This window comes from Wolbachia endosymbiont of Oedothorax gibbosus (assembly GCF_936270145.1).
GTDB lineage: Bacteria > Pseudomonadota > Alphaproteobacteria > Rickettsiales > Anaplasmataceae > Wolbachia.
The window spans coordinates 657,662-676,185 of sequence record NZ_OW370537.1 but is presented as its reverse complement, the minus strand read 5'-3'; the positions used below and the strand labels follow the sequence as shown (position 1 = coordinate 676,185).

The window sequence follows — 18,524 nt, the reverse complement described above, 5'->3', positions numbered from 1 at the left end:
ATGAAGTTATTCGTTCAGCTGGTGTTATTTATTTCGTTATTTATTCCTTATTTTACAAAAGCTGCTTTATATGTTGATATAAAAAAAAGCAGTGTTGGTAACATCAGTCTTGTTGTATCTAAATGTACGTGTAAAACAGCACTGGAAAGCGAATTAAGCGAAAATATTGCAAAGGTAATTGGAACAAATTTATCTAATTGTGGCTTATTTAATGTAAAACGTGGCGCGGAAGCTGAATCTTGGAAAAGCGATACTGTAGTCACAGTAAGTTTAAGTGAAATATCTGGTAGTACATTAGAGCTATCATTTCGTTTATTTGACACTTTTACAAAAAGAGAATTACTTACTCAGTCAGTTGTTTTTCCAGCAAAAGACTGGAGAAAAATTGGTCACCTCGTTTCGGATGTGATACATGATAGATTGATTGGTGAGAAAGGGCACTTCAACACAAAAATCACGTATATTGCTGAAGAAAAAGATAGCAATTATAAATCCGTACGTAAAATTGCTGTGATGAATCAAGATGGGAGTAATATAAAATACTTAACAAATGGCGATAGATTTGTGTCAACACCGAGATTTGCGCCGAATGGGGAGAATATTGTTTATATCTCATACGCAAATGGTAAAAGTTATATAATATTAAAAAATTTAAAAGATAACACTGAATCAATAATCAGCACATTTGAAGGAGTTATTTCTGCTCCTAGATTTTCTCCTGATGGTAAATCTCTTTTAATTTCCCACTCATTGGGTGGTGAAACGAATATATTATCTTTAGATTTAAACAGTAAACGGACAAAAAAAATTACTAAAGGTTCAGCTATAAGCACTTCTCCCTCCTTCTCTCCAGATCAAAAATATATGGTTTTTAGTTCTGATATAAGTGGGAGTCAGCAACTGTACGTTATTGATTTTACTAACAAAAGTAAAAAACCTAAAAGAATTAGTTTTGGAAGTGGAAGATATGCTACGCCTGTTTGGTCGCCAAAAGGAGATCTGATAGCTTTTACAAAGATTCAGTCGGAAAAATTTTACATAGGAGTTATGAAGCCAGATGGCAAAGAAGAACGTCTGCTTTCAGAGGGGCATAAAATTGAATCCCCGGCATGGCTACCAAGTGGCAGAGAAATCATTTTCACAAGAACAGAATCACCAAGCAACTCTAAACTATATTTAGTAGACTTAGTAAAGAAAAATCAAAAAATGGTTTCCACTCCCACAAATGCTTCTTTACCGGATTGGTCTTATTTTTGAAAGTAGATCTATTATAGGTTTGATATGAGCCCTATTTTAATCGTTTATAACCTTTGGCACTACAAAATACCCATGCTCAGGTTTTGTATTGGACAATATCTCTTCTTTTATGTTTTGAGAATTTATAACATCATCGCGTACATGAATGTCTTTGTCTATACTGCCATAACGCATAGGAGAAACACCTTCAGTATTAACTTGCAATAAAGTATTATGTATCCAATCCAGCATTGTCAGTTCTTTGGAGTAGTGATCAATCTCGTCATTTGATAACTTAATCCTTACAAGCTGTGCAATTTTAAGCATTTCTTCCTTGGTAATTGTTATTTTTCTCTTATTTGCAAATTCTATTAGTGAAGTAATAACATCTTCTGTTGATCTAGTTGGCATCTTTACCTCCTTGGATGAAGTGAGTTAAAATATTTACGACCGAAACAACTTCTATTTTACCAGTTTTTTCAAGTTTGTGAAGTATGGTATCCGTAATCACTAATTTATCTAAAGAAAAGGAAGAGATTTTCTCAACTGCACTTCCTGAAAGCACGCCATGTGTGATGCATGAAATTACAGACTTTGCTCCGCAATTTTTTAAAGCAAGAGCTGCATTACACAACGTTCCACCAGAGTCAACTATATCATCAACAATGACACAATTTTTATTTGCAACTTCTCCTATTATGTTCATTACTTGAGATGTGCCTGCTTTCTCCCTATATTTATCTACTACAATAATCTTATCACTCAGCTCCATCTTGTACTTTTCCTCTAAAGCCCTCGCAAAAGCACGTGCTCTGCCGATTGCTCCAACATCAGGTGCAACAATTGCCAAATTTTCTGTGTGTATAGAGTCAACAAATGCTTCAAAACAGTTCAAATTAGTTATCGGTACATCAAAGAATCCTTCAATTTGATTTGAGTGCAAATCAATAACTGCAACACTACTTGCACCTGCAGTTTGAATAAGATTTGCAACTAATTTAGCACTTAAAGCAGATTGCATATTATTGTTTTTGATAATTCTATCTTGCCTGCTATATCCATAATAAGGAATAATTGCCGTTATTCTTTTTGCTCCTGACCTATTTACTGCATCAATTATAAGCAGAAGCTCCATAAGGTTATCATTCACAGGGGGAGAAAGAGATTGTACTATGTATACTTCTTGATTATATAGATCATTTGCTACTTCTACATTGACCTCACCATCAGCAAACTTTGATATCCAAGCAGAGGATGGTTGAACATCTAGCTGGTTAACTACTGATTTCCCTAATCCTTCACTAGCACTACCTATTATTATCTTCATAATATACTAATTGAGTTTTTAAGATTATACAGAAATTGTAAAATAATTGAAATGTAAGTTTCTTTATCTGTATCTGTTCAGCAAAGTGGCAAAATAAGGTAGACGAGAAAAGACAACTATAGGAACAAATGGGTGTCAAGCACTGGGATGACACTGGAATCCAAAAAAAGGATGATGTCATCCCGCTACGTGTTAGTGGCTGAGATACCACGAATGAATCGCGGTATGACGGTTAAGTAAGGGATCTATGCTAAGAGATACTGCGGCGGCATGACGATAAGCTCATCATCCCGCTACGTGTTAGCGGCGCGGTGGTATGACGGTAAGTTTTATTGTGGCACGATGGTGTAGTATAATGTTGGTAAATCTAAGTTACTTTAGCTATAAACGATTAAGATGAAGTTATCATATATCTATATACTTACAAATAAAGCTAATAGCACATTATATATTGGTGTAACTGCAAATTTGATCAAGAGGATTTGGGAACACAAAAACAAAATTGTTTCAGGTTTCACATCAAGATATAATGTAAATAAACTTGTATATTTTGAAGAGTTTGAAGATATAAGTTTAGCTATTGCAAGAGAAAGGCGCCTGAAAGAATGGCCAAGGCAATGGAAAATTAATTTGATCAATCAAAAGAATCCTAGCTGGGTTGACTTATATTACTTAGCTTTAAGATAGCTATGCTGAGATCCCGCTAACACGTAGCGGGATGACGAGAAAGGAGCAGCAGGATAACGGTTGAGTAATTCGTCATTCCGCTACGTGTTAGCGGCTAAGAGATACCGTGACGGGATGACGATTGAGTAATTCGTCATCCCGCTACTTGTTAGCGGGATCTATGTATGACGTAGGACTGCTGTCATTCCGCTACGTGTTAGTGGCTGAGATACCGCGGCAGTATGACGGTCTGCGGCGGTATGACGGTTAAGCAATTCGTCATCCCGCTACTTGTTAGCGGGATCTATGTATGACGTAGAACTGCTGTCATTCCGCTACGTGTTAGTGGCTGAGATACCGCGGCAGTATGACGGTCTGCGGCGGTATGACGGTTAAGCAATTCGTCATCCCGCTACTTGTTAGCGGGATCTATGTATGACGTAGGACTGCTGTCATTCCGCTACGTGTTAGTGGCTGAGATACCACGGCGGTATGACGGTTAAGCAATTCGTCATCCCGCTGCTTGTTAGCGGCTGAGATACCGCGGCGGTATAGTAATTCGTCATCCCGCAGCGGGATCTCTTGTTAGCGGATGAGATACCGCGAATGAATCGCGGTATGACGTAGTAGCTATTTCTTGCAATCAAGTTTCATCAAAAGTCAGATTGCAGAGTTAAATCTTCTACCCAAATGACCACACACTCTACCTGCTTGTTTGGAGATATTTCTTGCACTAAGGTTTTATAGGTCAACATTTGCTTTTTTATTTCATTTAATGAGGAAACAGAAACGTTACGGTGTGATTTGTAGTCAATTATGATTGCTTTGTCTTGCGTTATGCATAGCCTATCTAGTCGTACTAATACTGACTTGCCATCAATTATTCCACTCAGTGTAATCTCTGATTTGCCTTCCAAATCAAACAAATAGCTATATTTTTCATTAAAGGCCAATATTTTACTGTAAATTTCATCCTTATCTTCACTGGTGTTTATATTGTCAAGATATTTTCTGACCCAATTTTTTCTCCTTTCTTTTTCTATCTTGGGCATATACTGCAATATGCTGTGAATGATTTTTCCTCGGGTAAATCCTTCTTCTTGTTTACTCTCTTCTTCAATTACAACAACTTCTCTTAAAGCTGGCGGAAGGGAAATGACCGGAACGTCAAAATAATCACGTTTTTTATAAATGTAAGGGTAGTTTGCGTTCACACATAGCACTTCAACTTTTTCTTTAAATATTGGCTGTAAGTATGCTTGTTTCTTTTCATACTGTTCTCCATATCTTGTGATTAGATCATACCAAGAGCCCTTTTGCACTGGCTCTTTACTTAAGATGTATAACTCATCTTCAGCACGCGTGAGTGCTACGTATAATAAACGCAAATATTCATTGTAATCCTCTAGTTTTTTCTCTCTTTTTACTTGATCGCAATAAGCGTTGTTGTTTTTTCCACACCAAAATGGCACTTCTGTTCCATCAAAGATAATGCTTTCACTATTTCTTGGCACTGTGTTTGTATCAACCAAAAATACTATGGGAGCTTGCAGACCTTTTGATTTATGAATTGTCATTATTCGCACAGCATTGCGTTCTGATTGCATATCATTCTTAATCTCCGGGTTATTCTCCTTGATCCACTGAACAAATGCTTGAAGAGATGGGTTTTCACATTGCAACACAAGGTTCATAAATTCGTCTAGAACCTCGAAGCACTCAAGACCTAGCCTTGCAGCAAATTTCTTCTTACCTGTACGCAATATATGTGTAAATAGTGCAAGAGGAGACTCTATGCGAGATAAGTTAATGAGATAGTTTAATTCACTATAGATAACCCTATGATAATCTTGAAGTCTTTCCCATAGTGAATGCTCTTTACGGTCGTATGCAATGTTAAATAAATCATCCTCGGTGAAATTAAATAGCGGTGATTTTAAAGCATTTGCAAGAGCTAAATCATTTGCCGGAAGGAGTAAAAATTCGGCCAAAGCTATTAAGTCCTGCACGGCTATATAGTCCATAATTCTAAAATAGTCCCGTCCTACAACTGGCACGTTTGCTTTTTTAAGTTCGCTTATTATGTAATCAACTAACACGTTTCGTTGTCGTACCAGAACCATAATGTCTCTTGGTTCTATATGGCGATCTTTAGCGACTAAAATCCGCCCTTCGTTTAACCAATTGTGAATTCTGTTAGCTATTGTTTGAGCAAGTAATCGATCTGCTATTGTATAACCTTCCTTGCATGTCAGAGGAATTTGTAAAGCTTGCTGTTCTTTCTCTTTGCGCCTTGGTAATGCTGGCCAAATTTCAATATATCCTTGGTCATTTTCTCTATGTGGAACATGTTTTATTTCATTATCATTAAAAGATATTTCTGCGCGGAAGTTGTTAAATATTCTATCTACAAGCATCAAAACTTCTGGAGTTGAACGAAATGACTTTTCAAGTTGGCATGATACCCAATCTCTGCCACCAGTTTTCGTATGAAAGTATTGTTGCATGTAGTTGAATAGATGGGGATTTGCTCCTTGAAATCTGTATATGGATTGTTTTACGTCACCAACTACAAATAAGGTTCGCTTTTCATCATTGCCGGCAAAAAATTCATCGCAGAGATTTGTTATAATTTTCCATTGACTGATGCTATTGTCTTGCGCCTCATCAACAAGAATGTGATCTATTTTTTGATCCAAGTTAAACAATATCCAATCTTTATGATCTGGGTCGCTGAGAAGATTTGTTGCTAAGTCAATTATATCATTGTAGTCAAGCAGTGCATTTTTTGATTTTTCGCTACTGTATAGATCAACATATACTTTAAATATACTAAGTAAGCTACTGGTTCTCTTGAATATTTGATAAGAATTCATGTCTCTTATATGAGTAAACACTACATTCTGAACGTTCTCTATTATTTGCTCTGCATCTTTGAATCTCTCCAAAATACTTTTTGTTGCAATGGATGATATGCTCTTTTTTTCGTGCGATTCTGATTTGAGAAATACCTTGGCTAGGTTCTCTATTCTGGTATCTTTCCGCTCCATTCCGGTGTCATCCGAGTAGCTGACACTGGTTCTTTTTTTCTGGATTCCAGCGTCACACGCTGGAATGACAGCAGAATAAAGCATTGCACTATAACTCTGATCTCTTTTACTGCCTTCACTTAATATCTCGGCTAGTCTTCCCACGTGCTCAATTGTTTCACTCTGTAAGTCATGAATTCCATCTGGAGCATTGAGTTTATCTTTGATATATTCTGAATCATTTGCTGACATCGATCTCTTTACACATAAAGTATAAAGCAAATCGCGTAGTTTATTTTCATCAATTTCAGTTGCAATAAGATTGATATCATCCTGCACAGTTTCGTTATGAAGCACTTTATTGAATATGATGGAATGTAATTCTTTACATTCACTCAGCGTACAATTTGGGGCGATGCCAGCTTCTATGGGAAAATTGGAAATTAATTTGTAACAGAAAGCGTGTATGGTTTGTATAGTTAGACCAAGATTTTCCAGTTCAGAGAAAAGCCTTCTTGCTTTGGTTAAATAATCTTTATTTTTTCTGGATCCCAGTGTCACGCACTGGGATGACAAGTAGGGGTACTGAGATCCCAGTGTCACGCACTGGGATGACAAGTAGGGGTACTGAGATCCCAGTGTCACGCACTGGGATGACAAATAGGGGTGCTGGGATCCCAGTGTTGTGCTACTTGGATGACAAAAAAGGGAACTCTGGGATGACATCGGAAAAAAATCTAGTTGTTCCAGATCCATTATTAATTCACTCTCTGAGCATATTGCCCACTTACTGAGTATGCTGTGAATGCGATTCTCCATCTCGTTTGCTGCAGCATTGGTGAACGTTAAGCAAAGAATATTTCTTTTGTTTTCTAATAAAAGTCTCAATACTCTGTCTATTAAGATTTTTGTTTTGCCTGTACCAGCGGACGCATTTACCCATACAGAGAAATTAGGATTTATGGCATTTGATCTCATCAGAAGTGCGAAAACCTTATAAAAGTTGACTAGAATAGCATTATACATATAATGTAAAAATAATCTTAGTGAAGATATATAATGAAAAGTTTTTGTGTAAAGGCGCCTGCAAAAATCAATCTTTTTTTGCATGTTGTAAATAAGAAGGAAACAGGATATCACTTGATTGAAGGTTTATTTGTCTTTGCTAATCTCTCTAATTTTTTGGAAATAAAAGTAGGTGAGAAGGATTCTAGGTACGATAACTCTACAGTTGAATTTATAAACTCCGAGTCTAAAATAAATAACCAGTATAACACTGTAACGAAAGCGATTAATCTGCTGCTTAGGCATGCTCCTGTACGCACTAAAGTCACTGTAAAGGTTGTAAAAAATATACCAATTGCTGCAGGACTAGGTAGCGGGTCCTCAGATGCTGGAGCTGTGATACGCACGCTAGGGAAGCTGTGGGAGGTTGATAGGACGATTTTAAATGAAATAGCCCTAAGCGTTGGCGCTGATGTTCCAGCAAGCGTAGATAGTAAGCCTGTTTTTGTTAGAGGTATTGGTGAAGAATTGTGCCACATTAAAAAGTTCTCTTTACCCACGAATGTGGTGCTTGTGAAACCGAAAAAAAAGTTTTTGAGTACACCAGAGGTATTTTCAAAACATGAAGGAAAATTTTCTGAGCCAATTGAGTGGAGCGATGACACTGAGAAGGATTTATTAAAGCTTCTTAAAGAGACGAGAAACGATCTTCAAGAAATAGCAATAAGCTTTGTTCCTGAAATTAAGGATGTGATATCAACACTTGAGTCACAAGAAGGCTCTATACTTTCTCGCATGTCAGGCAGTGGTGTATCATGCTTTGGAATATTCGATAGTGAGGAAAATGCAAAAGCTGCTGCAGTTAATATCGGAAAAAAGCAACCAGAATGGTGGGTATGCAACACTCAATTAATAGTTTGACTTTATGGATATAACTCCTTTAATTCTCAAGGAGAAAAATCTTATAAATGGTTATAGGGAAGGAAAATTTTTAGTGAATAATAGAGAATATTGCGGCTCAATTATAATTTTTCCTGAAAAGGTGATTAAATTGAAAGAAAGTGATATAAATAATTTTAAATCTTTTTTAACAGAGGAAATAGAAATTTTGTTAATAGGTACTGGTAAAACACGCAATCTAAGTTCTTCAGTGAAGTCCTATCTTATGGAACAAAAAGGTTTAAATTTTGAATTTATGACAACCAGTGCAGCATGCAGAACCCATAACGTTTTAATATCCGAAGATAGATTTGTTGTCAGTTATCTAATAGCCATATAGCATGTTTACCCAGGATTTTTTCATCAACAGTCTAATTGCAGTAGTCGTAATTAGCCTAGTAACAGGCGCTTTAGGATCGTTTATGATATGGCAAAGGTTATCTTATCTTGGTGATAGTTTGTCCCATTCTTCATTGCTTGGTGTTGCACTTGCTTTAATTTTTAAGATTAGCCCATCGCTTAGCATAATGCTCATTGCAATTGCGTTTGCAATACTGCTTTCTCTTAATTTTAACAGATTATATTCTGCTGATACGATATTGAACATTGTTACCAATGTAGTTTTATCATCGAGTTTAATACTTATGTCTTTTCTTCCATCGGGCAATAATAGTATTATTAGCTCACTGTTTGGTGATATATTAACGCTCGATCAGAGTGATATAGTATTGATTTTTTTAACCTCTGCAGTAGTTACTTTGATATTAATATTTAGATGGCGTTATTGGTTAATGATTTCAATTAATCAAGATTTAGCAGTAGTTGAGAAGATTAATGTTAATTTTGTTAGACTAGAATTTTTAATCACTCTTGCTATATTTATAGCAATTGCTGCCCAACTAATAGGAATATTACTCATTGCTGCATTTTTGCTAATACCAGCAGCATCTGCAAGGCTCATCTCAAAAACTCCAATGCAGATGATTATTGTTGCAACAGTTTTTTCTGTGATCTCTGGGATATCGGGTCTCATGTTATCTGCAAGTTTTGATTTGTTAACTGGACCTGCAATTATACTTGTTGCAGCAGTATATTTAATTGTCGCTTATTTTATAAGGCTAGTATTAAGTAGGTTGGCTTAATTTTGGTCTCGAATGTTAATAATTTTGTAATACACTCATTATAAAACATCACTATCTTAGCACAAAATAGTTTTTGCTATATTATTATTTATATGCTAGTAATAAATTGTTAATTTTATGGAGTAAGCAATATGAGCGAAGAAGGATTTTTTTCCAAATATATATCTCAACCTGTGAAAAAGTTTTATAATTATATCACAGGAAAAACAGAAGAGTCGGATAATGTGCAGAGTACGGCAGATGATCTGCAAAGTACAGCAAATGATGTACACAATATTGTGCAAGAAAACTCAGAGTCTTTGGATACTCATGTACAATCAAATGAGAATGATATCATATAGGTGGCATGAGGGTTACACCATCCAAAGTTAAAAGATTCCTAGAGAAACCTGACGCTTTAAGTGGTGTGTTAATTCATGGAAGTGATAACAGTAGGGTTGGTTTTTATGTACAAGAAATAATTGCCAGTTTGGATGAGTATTCAGTTCAGGTGATGGATTTTGCAATAGTGAACAAGTCACCCGGTTTACTATTTTCTGAATTGGCAAACATTTCGATGTTTACCAGCAAAAAATTAATTAAGCTGATAAATGTGAGTGGAGGTATATCCAAAGAGTTAAAAAATGTATTGGATTATAACGCAAGTGGTCACTATGTAATGATGGTAGCAAGTGATCTTCCACACAATTCTGCGACTAAAAGTTATATGGAGAGTTCAAAAATTTTTGGTGTGATTGCTTGCTATAAGGACAGCAACAGCAATCTTTATGACATTATATCAAATTACTTAAAACAAAATGATATAAAATGCACAAATGAGATAATCTACCATTTGCAATCTTACTTTAATCATAGCAAGCTGCCTATATGCTCAGAACTTGAAAAGTTAGTTTTGTACTTAGGGGAGAGAAAAGACCTAAAACTTACTGATATAGAATTATGCTTTTCAACTTCCGGCAACGACTATGCTACACTTGATGATCTATGCTCTGCCATAGCAAGTAAAGATATGTCGCGCTTCATTAGAATTTCTGATGCATTGATATCGCAAGAAAATTTTTCACCGATAGCGCTGATTCGTATTATATCAAATTACTTTTTGCGTCTTGAAAACGTTTTGCTGTCAGTGCAAGGTGGAATGAGTGAGCAGGTTGCAATTGATCAGCTAAGCCCTCCATTGTTTTTTAAACAATTGCAGAGCTTTAAATCTCATTTGAAAAGTTTGCAACTTTCAGAACTTAAGAAGATCTTGGAAAAATTGATAAGCTTAGAAGTTACCTGTAAAAAAACTGATTTAGATCATAAAATGATTTTTCAACATGAGATTAACTACTGGTGTAGCCCCTTATGATGTCATTCAAGTAGCTGATACTGGTTTCCATCCAAGACGGTGTCATCCGAGCCCCTATGATGTCATTCCAGTCTGGAATCCAGAAAAAAGAATGGTGTCATCCCAGTGTCAGCTACTTAGATGACAGAAGAGGGGCTAACATTATAAGGGCTACTTAGATGACAGGCTAGCCTGACCCGCTACGTGTTAGCGGAGATACCACGGCTACACCTTTTACTTAATGCAAGAAGTCTATTATTGCTATTATTCAAATTGTAACTTTATTTTTCATAATTAATTATTGACAAAAATTATTAATTGGGTTATTATTAAATTATTGTTAATAAGCGGGGTAAAAACAGTGCTGGCATCCAATAATCCTCCATTGCTAAAAGATAGTCAGAAAACTAAGGGGACTATATGGAAACCTTTAATTGTTGTTTCATCATTATCTATATTTAGTTTCATATCTGGTCAATATCTTCCTTATGTTATTATAGCAGTTTCTGGTTCTGGTCCTATTGCAGCAGTTCCTTTAGCAATTTTTGCTGTTTCTACGGCTGTTGCATTGATTTCAACAATATATCTCATTAGACTAGCCGTTTCTAGAGCTGACAGTAAGAAAGAAGCAGGTCTTGATGGAGAGGAATTCGGCCATATTGCATCTCAAGAACTTGTGTGTGGAAATTGTGCTAATCTGGAGAATAAACCAATTGGAGAAGAGCTTATTAAGCAAGATAGTGGATCACAGACAGAAGTGGAGGATAAATCAAATGTGTCTACTCCTACACCGCCTCCAGTAACATTGGGTACACAACCAAATCCAAGTCCACCGCCGCTACCACCTCCTCCGCCTCCGGGTTTTTTTATAGCTCCCAAGCGTACGGAGCAACCTAAGAATGGTGCACCGAAGAAGGCTGGTGAACCTGAGAATGGTAATCCTACTCTGCTTGAACAGATAGAAGGTATTAAGTTAAAAACTATTGATGATGGTACTACACAAAAAAACACTACTACTGAAGAATCCACACCCCCCGGAAGATGGCAAGCAACCAGAAGATTTTAGGAATCAGTTGTTCAAAGAGCTCGCAATACGAAGGAAAGCAATTTCTGGAGAGCAAGAGGACAACGAACAACAGCCAAGTAACCTGGACGGGGCGTTCAGTAAAATATCAGGTATGATCCCACCACCACGAAGTGTAGTGATAGTGTGTCAAGTAATAGCAGTGAAGAGTCTGAACAGGATTGGAGCGATGAAGATACACATCAACTAGACAATAAAAAAGGAACAAGCACTCCCGAGAGTGGTTATAGATCTGATGATGATCAACAATATCCTAAAACTGCAGCTCCGCCAAGCCACCAACCAAATACAAAAAAGCCACCGTTATCGCCTAAGCCTAAAAATAAACCTGAAGCTCCTCCTGCATCACAAGTAAATAATGTGGACCCAGTGAATAGTGAGGTGAAAGATCCATCTACTCTTTCTGTTAAGGAAAGGGCTAAGATGTTTGGAAATTGGACGTAAAAGAAGAGAAGTGTATGGTATTTCCCTTCTTTTTCAAAATAAGTTTACCTACAGGTCTGATTGTATTAAGATTGTTTAATGCAATCAGATCTATTATATGCGTTTATCCAAATATTATCTGCCAACTTTAAAGGAGAAACCTGCCCATGCTAAAATTATCTCCCATCAATATTCTTTACGTGCGGGTTTAATAAAGCAGATAGCATCTGGCATCTATACGTGGTTGCCGCTTGGTCTTTTAGTGCTTAAAAATATTGAAAACATTATCAGAGATGAAATGGATAAATCCGGTGCAATTGAAGCATTAATGCCTTGTGTGCAACCAGCAGGTCTTTGGCGAGAATCAGGACGTTATGATGATTACGGTAAGGAAATGCTACGCATAAAGGATAGGCATGAGGAAGATATGCTTTTCGGTCCAACTCATGAGGAGGTAGCAACTGATCTAATTAGAGATGTGATAAAGAGTTACAAAGATTTGCCACTTTGTTTGTATCATATCCAGTGGAAATTCCGTGATGAGGTAAGACCACGTTATGGTGTTATGAGGGGCAGGGAATTTTTGATGAAGGATGCGTATAGTTTTGATGTGGATTACGAAGGTGCACTGAATTCATATAATTTGATGTACAAAACTTACATAAAAATCTTCAAACGCATGGGCCTAACTCCAATTGGAGTGAGAGCAGACACCGGGCCAATTGGAGGAAATTTGAGCCACGAGTTTCATATATTGGCAAACACTGGTGAGAGCACTTTATATTATGACAATAAATTTTCTGAACTACTGGAAAGTGAAGATGTTGAAAGTTTAAAGAGTATATACGCAGTTGCAGATGATATGCACGACCCTAAAACTTGCCTTGTGCCGCAAGAGCAGTTAAATGTTAGTAAGGGTATTGAGATAGGACATATCTTTTATTTTGGTGATAAATACTCAAAGCCTATGAATGCAAAAGTCACCTCACACGATGGAAAAAATGTCAATATACATATGGGTTCGTATGGCATTGGGGTTTCAAGACTTGTCGGCGCAATAATAGAAGCTTTTCATGATGATAAAGGAATTGTCTGGCCAGAGGCAGTAGCTCCTTTTAGAATTGGTTTAATCAATTTACAAACGAAAGTACCGGAGGCTGCAGATAAAATATACAAAGCTTTGAAAAGCGATGAAGTGCTTTACGATGATACGGAAGGAAGTGTAGGAGTAAAATTTTCTAGAATGGATCTGATAGGCTTGCCGTGGCAAATAATTGTCGGAAAGAAAGCGGTAAGTGAAAATATAGTTGAAATAAAAAATAGAGCAACTGGAGAGGTAAAGGAAATGCAGATTGAAGAAGCAATAAATCGCTTTAGCGCAAAGTGATATACGGTATTGGCACTGATATAGTATATATACCAAGAATATTGAGAATATTACAAAAATACGGGGAAAAATTTCTCAATAGAATCTACACTGAAAAAGAAATAGAGCTAAGTAGAAAGTATAATAGTCAAGAAATGCGAGCAAGGTATTTTGCCAAACGCTTTGCAGCAAAAGAAGCTTTTGTTAAAGCACGAGGTACTGGATTTAGCCAGGGCATTATAATGAAAGATATAGAAATATACAGCGATGTAAGAGGAAAACCATATATTGCTGTCAGAAAGGATTTCATCTCAAAGGACTACAAGATTCACCTTTCTTTAAGTGACGATGGAGATTACGCTACTGCATTTGTTGTAATTTGCATCTAGCAGATATTGTTTCAATTTATGCAGTTGACTTTATGCTATCTATATAGCTAAACTGACTTACGACAATTTGAAAAACGACAAATTCGTTATCCCGCTACGTGTTAGCGGGATCTATGCCGAGATACCGCGAATGAATCGCGGTATGACGGTTCGTGGTGTATGACGTAGATTGCTGTCATTCCAGTGCTTGGCACTGGAATCCAGCCTTTATTATGCAGCCACTTGGTTGAAATTAAGTTTTCTGGATCCCAGTGTCTGGGCACTGGGATGACATCATAGGGGCACTGCCCATAAGTGTTGAAAGTAACACAAAAAAGACATAAAGAACTATTATTGCAAGAAAATGGAGGCAATAATGGATCAAATAGAAAGAGTACTAAATTTAATAAAAGATGAGGATTTAGAAAGGCTAGGAAAATTAAGTGAAGTAGATAAATGTAATACTAAATTGTTGGGCAAGATTATATTTAAAGGTCTAATGAAGTTAATATTAATGGGGCAAAAAACAAGCCTAAGAGCGCTAGAAATGGTAATAAACAGGTGTATAATGGATAAGAATAGCGATAAAAGTACAGTAACATACAGTGGTTTGTCAAAAAGGTTAAAAGTTATAAATCCAGAATATTTTAAGGGAGTATATATTGATTTGATGAGCAAGATTAAAAAGCTATTACCCCAAAAAACATCAAATAACTTACATAAGTTTGATTCGACGATCATAAATTTATCGGGATATCTCATAAAAGATGGGCTGAAAATAGGCGGTAAAAGTAACGATAGTCAAGTTAAAGTGAGTGTAGGATTAAAGGATCAATTGCCGACAAGTATAAGATTTTGTAAAGGACAAGAAGAAAGTAGTGAAGATATAGCATTAGTGAGAGCAATTAATGAAGCTAAAGTTGAAAAAGAGGATATTTTATTATTTGATAGAGGAATCAGAAAAGTTGGAACTTTTGCCGAATTTGATGAAAAGGAGTACAAATTTATCACAAGAGTTAAAGTAGGAAGAAAACATGATGTTATAAGCAGGAACAAAGTTATAGGAGAACAAAAATCGGATGGATCAGAGATTTTAGAAGATATAATAGTTAATCTTTATCGTGCACGAGGTAAAGTGGCAGAAAAGCATGATCTACGGCTAATAAAAATCAGAAATAAAATTGGAGATGAAATATGGTTTTTGACAAACTTGTTTGAAATGCCAGCTTATGAAGTAACAGAGCTATATAGGCGCAGATGGGATATAGAAGTGTTCTTTAAATTTATAAAGCAAAATCTTGGATATAAGCACTTTTTAAGCCATACTATGAATGGCATGAAGGTGTATATTTACATGATTATTATTACGGCTTTGTTATTTCTTGTTTATAAAATCAAAAATAATCTACATGGGTTCAAAATAGCATTACTGCAATTCACATTGGATCTAAATGACTCTTTTATACGTTCGATTGTTTTACTGTCGGGAGGTAATTTACATGCCGTCAATCACCTTATATCACGCCATTTTTGATACTTTCAACACTTATGGGGCACTGCCCTGACAACCGTCATCCCGCTACGTGTTAGCGGGATCTATTGCCAAGATACCGCGAATGAATCGAGGTATAGCTATAGCATACGCAACAACTAAAAAAACATAGCGGTTTTTCTATGATTTTAGTATAATTCTAGCTTTACCTAAGCAGAAAATTTAATGGACTATATCTCAATCATCTTACCGTATATCTTAATGCCTCTTCTCTTACCATTTTTTATTACTGAGAATTGTTTATTAATTACTGCGTTAATTCCGCTTTTAAGTGCATTAGCTATTTTTTTTACTAGTAAATGGCCAAAAGTAAGCAGTAGCGTTACTGTTGCTTCTTCTATGCTTCTGTTTGTGTATACATCTCTATGCACTTTATCTTTGGTATTTGGTGATCTTTCTCAATTTATTCTCATGGATTTTGGTAATAATTTGCATATTAGTTTAAAGCTAGAGTCTAGTGGAGTGATATTCAGTTTATTAATATCGTTTTTATGGGTGCTGACCAGTATATATGCAATATGTTATATGCAGAATAACTATGCTGATAGCAATCACTCAAGTTTTCTATGCTTTTTTTCAATATCGATTAGCTGTGCAATGTTTATTGCTTTTTCTGGAGATTTGCTTACTACATTTGTCTTTTATGAGCTTCTAACTATTAGTACGTACCCTTTAGTTACTTACAACTCAACAAATGAATCAATGATTGCAGGACGCTATTACTTTGGTGTGCTATTTTTCTCTTCTTTGGTATTATTTTTTCCTGCAATAGGCCTTTTATATAATGAATTTCATACTTTAGACTTTGTAAGTGGTGGAATATTCAAATTTGATACTTCACTCATCACTTTTATTGCAGTGTGTTTTGCTATGCTGATTTACGGAATAGGAAAAGCTGCATTAATGCCAATGCATTTTTGGTTACCAAAAGCAATGGTTGCACCAACTCCTGTGAGTGCGCTACTGCATGCTGTTGCTGTTGTGAAATCCGGAGTTTTCATCATCATAAAAGTTATATTATACACTTTTGGTGTCGATAACATGCAACGTTTTATGCAGCAAAATTGGTTCGCTGGAGGGTGGCTTCCGTACGCTGCTGGATTTACTATTATTACTGCATCATTGATTGCATTAAAGCAAAAAGAATTAAAGAAATTGCTCGCTTATTCTACCATCTCTCAGTTGTCATATATTATATTGTTCGCTTCAATTTTTAGTGAATTCAGCATGAGGGTTGCAATTTTCCAATTAGTTTGCCACGCATTTGCAAAAATCACTTTGTTTTTCATTGCCGGAGCAATAATAACGAAAACAGGTGAGAAATATATAGATAGAATTCACGGTATAGGACGCAGTATGCCAATTAGCATGACGGCATTTGCTATAGGTGCATTGTCTATGATAGGAGTACCGCCTGCTCCGACTTTTTGGGGTAAATTTCTCATTTTTCAAGCTGTTTTCAACTCTGGCAATGTAATACTTTCTGTGTTTGTAACTCTAGTGTTAATTGTTAGTACTATACTCAACGCTCTGTACTTTTTACCGATAATTTACAACGCCTTTTTCTTAAAACCTTCTCAGAATTACTTTATTAAAAAAACGCCAATTCTTCTAGTTTTACCTCCAGTTATTACTGCTACATGCACTTTAGTTATTTTTTTGTATATGTTCAGCATAGTGATTTAAGAAATAATAGATAGAAGGTTTTGGTATCCGTTCAGCAAAGTGGCAAAATATTAAGACTTCAACGTCTTAACGCACCTGACCCCACCAGCATATAAATTTGCGTGACTCTTTCCAGTATTAAGCAATGCAAGTCCAATGTTGTCTACACTAGAGCGCAGTTCCCCTATTTCCTCATTGTTTTCATTTGTCATTTTAGCGCCAATATCAGGAAGTGTGTTCTCTCCCTCAACAAGGTAAAGTTTTCTTCTGAATATTTCTTGTCTGCTCATTCGATTTACGACTTCCTGACCTATATAACACCCCTTATTAAAGCTTATACCATTTGCCTTATCGATTAAATATTGCAGCGGAAATGATGAATTCTGCACCATATCTTTTGCTCCATCTGGGACAAGGTTTTTAATTCTAACTTTTTCATACTGAATAAAATCTCCAACCGGTTCTTTTATTTCATCTTTATGTATGATCCTCATTCCTAGCAGCTTGTGCCTTGGATCTTGAAAAATAACTTGTGACTTACTACTACACTCCGCTAACTTAGTATTAAACAAAACCCCAACCTTATACAGTGCGCTAACGTCTTTAATTTTCACCCTCAAATAAGTTTTAAGTAAATCTAGTCTCTCAATTATTTGCTGCAAGTGTATGTTTTCGCACTCCAAGAAGGTGTATTTACCATATTCAATAAGAAAAAAATCATATAGATATTTCCCTTGAGGGCTAAGTAATAAAGAGTAAATGGCTTTTTGGCTATCCAACTTATTAATATCATTGGTTATAATACCCTGCAGAAAATCTCTAGTGTCAGGCCCATATAGCACTATCACACCGCGACTTAAGAATGGTATATAACTCATGAAATCTCTATAAATAAACCTAAATTTTATTATATAACATTAGTCTCTTTATAGAAACTGCTTTTGGTGTGCATATTTTACAAACTCCAGCCCTTGAAATCTAACTTACGAGTATATATATAAAGTTATAGGTTAATTTGTTGAGAGGAAAAGCAAATGTCAAGTATAAGTTTAAATGTATTGGATGATAGCGTGCTGATCAAGCCTATTAGCGAGGAAAAGCAGGGTGGAATTATGCTTCCATCAAGTGCTGAAAAGAAACCTACTAAAGGTGAAATTGTAGCAACTGGTGGAGGTTCACGCAACTCAAACGGTGAACGCGTAGCTTTAACTGTAAAGGTTGGTGATAAAGTGTTCTATCGTCAATGGGCTGGCACAGAAATAGAACATAATGACGAAAAGCTTATCGTGATGAAGGAGTCCGATATACTTGCTGTCATTAAGTAGTCTTTATTTTTACTAAACTAAAACAAAGCACGATACAGTGCATTGTAAGTGATTTTATTGTAGTTTT

General features: G+C 36.0%; 18 protein-coding genes and 1 pseudogene. 14 read left to right on the top strand and 5 right to left on the bottom strand.

The features are described 5' to 3' along the window. The gene (locus tag NBW37_RS03330) at positions 1-1,257 is read left to right on the top strand and encodes a Tol-Pal system protein TolB (protein WP_250296906.1); all 1,257 of its coding nucleotides are present in this window, start codon (positions 1-3) and stop codon (positions 1,255-1,257) included. 36 nt (positions 1,258-1,293) lie between these two features. Here the strand turns inward: NBW37_RS03330 and gatC are convergent, their stop codons facing one another. Together gatC and NBW37_RS03320 are read right to left on the bottom strand one after the other, a co-directional pair. Then, positions 1,294-1,647 (bottom strand): Asp-tRNA(Asn)/Glu-tRNA(Gln) amidotransferase subunit GatC, encoded by a 354-nt coding sequence (gene gatC / locus NBW37_RS03325; protein ID WP_250296905.1) that lies wholly within the window; start codon positions 1,645-1,647, stop codon positions 1,294-1,296. Next, complete coding sequence (locus NBW37_RS03320) at positions 1,637-2,563, bottom strand: ribose-phosphate diphosphokinase (protein WP_250296904.1); 927 nt, start codon at positions 2,561-2,563, stop codon at positions 1,637-1,639. Before NBW37_RS03320 ends, gatC begins: the two co-directional genes overlap by 11 nt. Positions 2,564-2,959: 396 nt before the next feature. Here NBW37_RS03320 and NBW37_RS03315 point away from each other — a divergent pair, with 396 nt between their 5' ends. After that, on the top strand, positions 2,960-3,250 hold the full coding sequence (locus NBW37_RS03315; protein WP_007549156.1) for a GIY-YIG nuclease family protein: 291 nt from the start codon (positions 2,960-2,962) through the stop codon (positions 3,248-3,250). Between the two features lie 632 nt (positions 3,251-3,882). Here NBW37_RS03315 and NBW37_RS03310 read toward each other — a convergent pair. Then, entirely contained in the window at positions 3,883-7,236 is a 3,354-nt protein-coding gene (locus tag NBW37_RS03310; RefSeq protein WP_250296986.1) for a UvrD-helicase domain-containing protein, read from the bottom strand. Between the two features lie 81 nt (positions 7,237-7,317). Between NBW37_RS03310 and NBW37_RS03305 the strand changes: the two genes are divergently transcribed. From NBW37_RS03305 to NBW37_RS03265, 9 genes are all read left to right on the top strand, one after another. Then, the gene (locus tag NBW37_RS03305; protein WP_250296903.1) at positions 7,318-8,184 is read left to right on the top strand and encodes a 4-(cytidine 5'-diphospho)-2-C-methyl-D-erythritol kinase; all 867 of its coding nucleotides are present in this window, start codon (positions 7,318-7,320) and stop codon (positions 8,182-8,184) included. 4 nt (positions 8,185-8,188) lie between these two features. Next, complete coding sequence (locus NBW37_RS03300) at positions 8,189-8,542, top strand: Mth938-like domain-containing protein (protein WP_250296902.1); 354 nt, start codon at positions 8,189-8,191, stop codon at positions 8,540-8,542. Position 8,543: 1 nt separating this feature from the next. Beyond that, positions 8,544-9,344 carry a metal ABC transporter permease gene (locus NBW37_RS03295; RefSeq protein WP_250296901.1) on the top strand — a complete coding sequence of 267 codons (801 nt, stop codon included), beginning with the start codon at positions 8,544-8,546 and terminating at the stop codon, positions 9,342-9,344. 131 nt (positions 9,345-9,475) lie between these two features. Then, positions 9,476-9,685 (top strand): hypothetical protein, encoded by a 210-nt coding sequence (locus tag NBW37_RS03290; RefSeq protein ID WP_250296900.1) that lies wholly within the window; start codon positions 9,476-9,478, stop codon positions 9,683-9,685. Between the two features lie 5 nt (positions 9,686-9,690). Then, positions 9,691-10,695 (top strand): DNA polymerase III subunit delta, encoded by a 1,005-nt coding sequence (gene holA / locus NBW37_RS03285; RefSeq protein WP_250296899.1) that lies wholly within the window; start codon positions 9,691-9,693, stop codon positions 10,693-10,695. 340 nt (positions 10,696-11,035) lie between these two features. Next, the gene (locus tag NBW37_RS03280; protein WP_250296898.1) at positions 11,036-11,740 is read left to right on the top strand and encodes a hypothetical protein; all 705 of its coding nucleotides are present in this window, start codon (positions 11,036-11,038) and stop codon (positions 11,738-11,740) included. Positions 11,741-11,884: 144 nt separating this feature from the next. Beyond that, positions 11,885-12,202, top strand: a complete 318-nt coding sequence (locus NBW37_RS03275; protein WP_250296897.1) for a hypothetical protein — start codon at positions 11,885-11,887, stop codon at positions 12,200-12,202. Positions 12,203-12,299: 97 nt separating this feature from the next. After that, entirely contained in the window at positions 12,300-13,568 is a 1,269-nt protein-coding gene (proS, locus tag NBW37_RS03270; RefSeq protein ID WP_250296896.1) for a proline--tRNA ligase, read from the top strand. Further along, positions 13,565-13,936 carry a holo-[acyl-carrier-protein] synthase gene (locus NBW37_RS03265; RefSeq protein WP_250296895.1) on the top strand — a complete coding sequence of 124 codons (372 nt, stop codon included), beginning with the start codon at positions 13,565-13,567 and terminating at the stop codon, positions 13,934-13,936. The genes proS and NBW37_RS03265 overlap by 4 nt, the downstream gene beginning before the upstream one ends. 173 nt (positions 13,937-14,109) lie before the next feature. Here the strand turns inward: NBW37_RS03265 and NBW37_RS07875 are convergent. Further along, positions 14,110-14,208: pseudogene (locus NBW37_RS07875) on the bottom strand (WPE palindromic element domain-containing protein); the annotation flags it as partial. Between the two features lie 71 nt (positions 14,209-14,279). Between NBW37_RS07875 and NBW37_RS03255 the strand changes: the two are divergent. Continuing rightward, the gene (locus tag NBW37_RS03255; RefSeq protein ID WP_250295821.1) at positions 14,280-15,449 is read left to right on the top strand and encodes an IS4 family transposase; all 1,170 of its coding nucleotides are present in this window, start codon (positions 14,280-14,282) and stop codon (positions 15,447-15,449) included. Between the two features lie 219 nt (positions 15,450-15,668). Then, positions 15,669-17,153 (top strand): proton-conducting transporter transmembrane domain-containing protein, encoded by a 1,485-nt coding sequence (locus tag NBW37_RS03250; protein ID WP_250296893.1) that lies wholly within the window; start codon positions 15,669-15,671, stop codon positions 17,151-17,153. Positions 17,154-17,203: 50 nt separating this feature from the next. Here NBW37_RS03250 and ygfZ read toward each other — a convergent pair whose 3' ends face one another. Next, positions 17,204-18,010: a CAF17-like 4Fe-4S cluster assembly/insertion protein YgfZ gene (gene ygfZ, locus NBW37_RS03245; RefSeq protein WP_250296892.1), complete on the bottom strand. Its 807-nt coding sequence runs from the start codon at positions 18,008-18,010 to the stop codon at positions 17,204-17,206. A gap of 165 nt (positions 18,011-18,175) precedes the next feature. Between ygfZ and NBW37_RS03240 the strand changes: the two genes are divergently transcribed. Continuing rightward, positions 18,176-18,457 carry a co-chaperone GroES gene (locus NBW37_RS03240; RefSeq protein WP_250296985.1) on the top strand — a complete coding sequence of 94 codons (282 nt, stop codon included), beginning with the start codon at positions 18,176-18,178 and terminating at the stop codon, positions 18,455-18,457. The last annotated feature ends 67 nt before the right edge of the window (positions 18,458-18,524 follow it).

Bases quoted from the DNA above. Each gene is read 5' to 3' on its own strand.
- ygfZ (WP_250296892.1), bottom strand. From the start codon at position 18,010: ATGAGTTATATACCATTCTTAAGTCGCGGTGTGATAGTGCTATATGGG.
- holA (WP_250296899.1), top strand. From the start codon at position 9,691: ATGAGGGTTACACCATCCAAAGTTAAAAGATTCCTAGAGAAACCTGAC.
- NBW37_RS03300 (WP_250296902.1), top strand. From the start codon at position 8,189: ATGGATATAACTCCTTTAATTCTCAAGGAGAAAAATCTTATAAATGGT.
- NBW37_RS03305 (WP_250296903.1), top strand. From the start codon at position 7,318: ATGAAAAGTTTTTGTGTAAAGGCGCCTGCAAAAATCAATCTTTTTTTG.
- proS (WP_250296896.1), top strand. From the start codon at position 12,300: ATGCGTTTATCCAAATATTATCTGCCAACTTTAAAGGAGAAACCTGCC.
- NBW37_RS03255 (WP_250295821.1), top strand. From the start codon at position 14,280: ATGGAGGCAATAATGGATCAAATAGAAAGAGTACTAAATTTAATAAAA.
- NBW37_RS03320 (WP_250296904.1), bottom strand. From the start codon at position 2,563: ATGAAGATAATAATAGGTAGTGCTAGTGAAGGATTAGGGAAATCAGTA.
- NBW37_RS03295 (WP_250296901.1), top strand. From the start codon at position 8,544: ATGTTTACCCAGGATTTTTTCATCAACAGTCTAATTGCAGTAGTCGTA.
- NBW37_RS03330 (WP_250296906.1), top strand. From the start codon at position 1: ATGAAGTTATTCGTTCAGCTGGTGTTATTTATTTCGTTATTTATTCCT.
- NBW37_RS03250 (WP_250296893.1), top strand. From the start codon at position 15,669: ATGCCTCTTCTCTTACCATTTTTTATTACTGAGAATTGTTTATTAATT.
- NBW37_RS03310 (WP_250296986.1), bottom strand. From the start codon at position 7,236: ATGAGATCAAATGCCATAAATCCTAATTTCTCTGTATGGGTAAATGCG.
- NBW37_RS03290 (WP_250296900.1), top strand. From the start codon at position 9,476: ATGAGCGAAGAAGGATTTTTTTCCAAATATATATCTCAACCTGTGAAA.
- NBW37_RS03315 (WP_007549156.1), top strand. From the start codon at position 2,960: ATGAAGTTATCATATATCTATATACTTACAAATAAAGCTAATAGCACA.
- gatC (WP_250296905.1), bottom strand. From the start codon at position 1,647: ATGCCAACTAGATCAACAGAAGATGTTATTACTTCACTAATAGAATTT.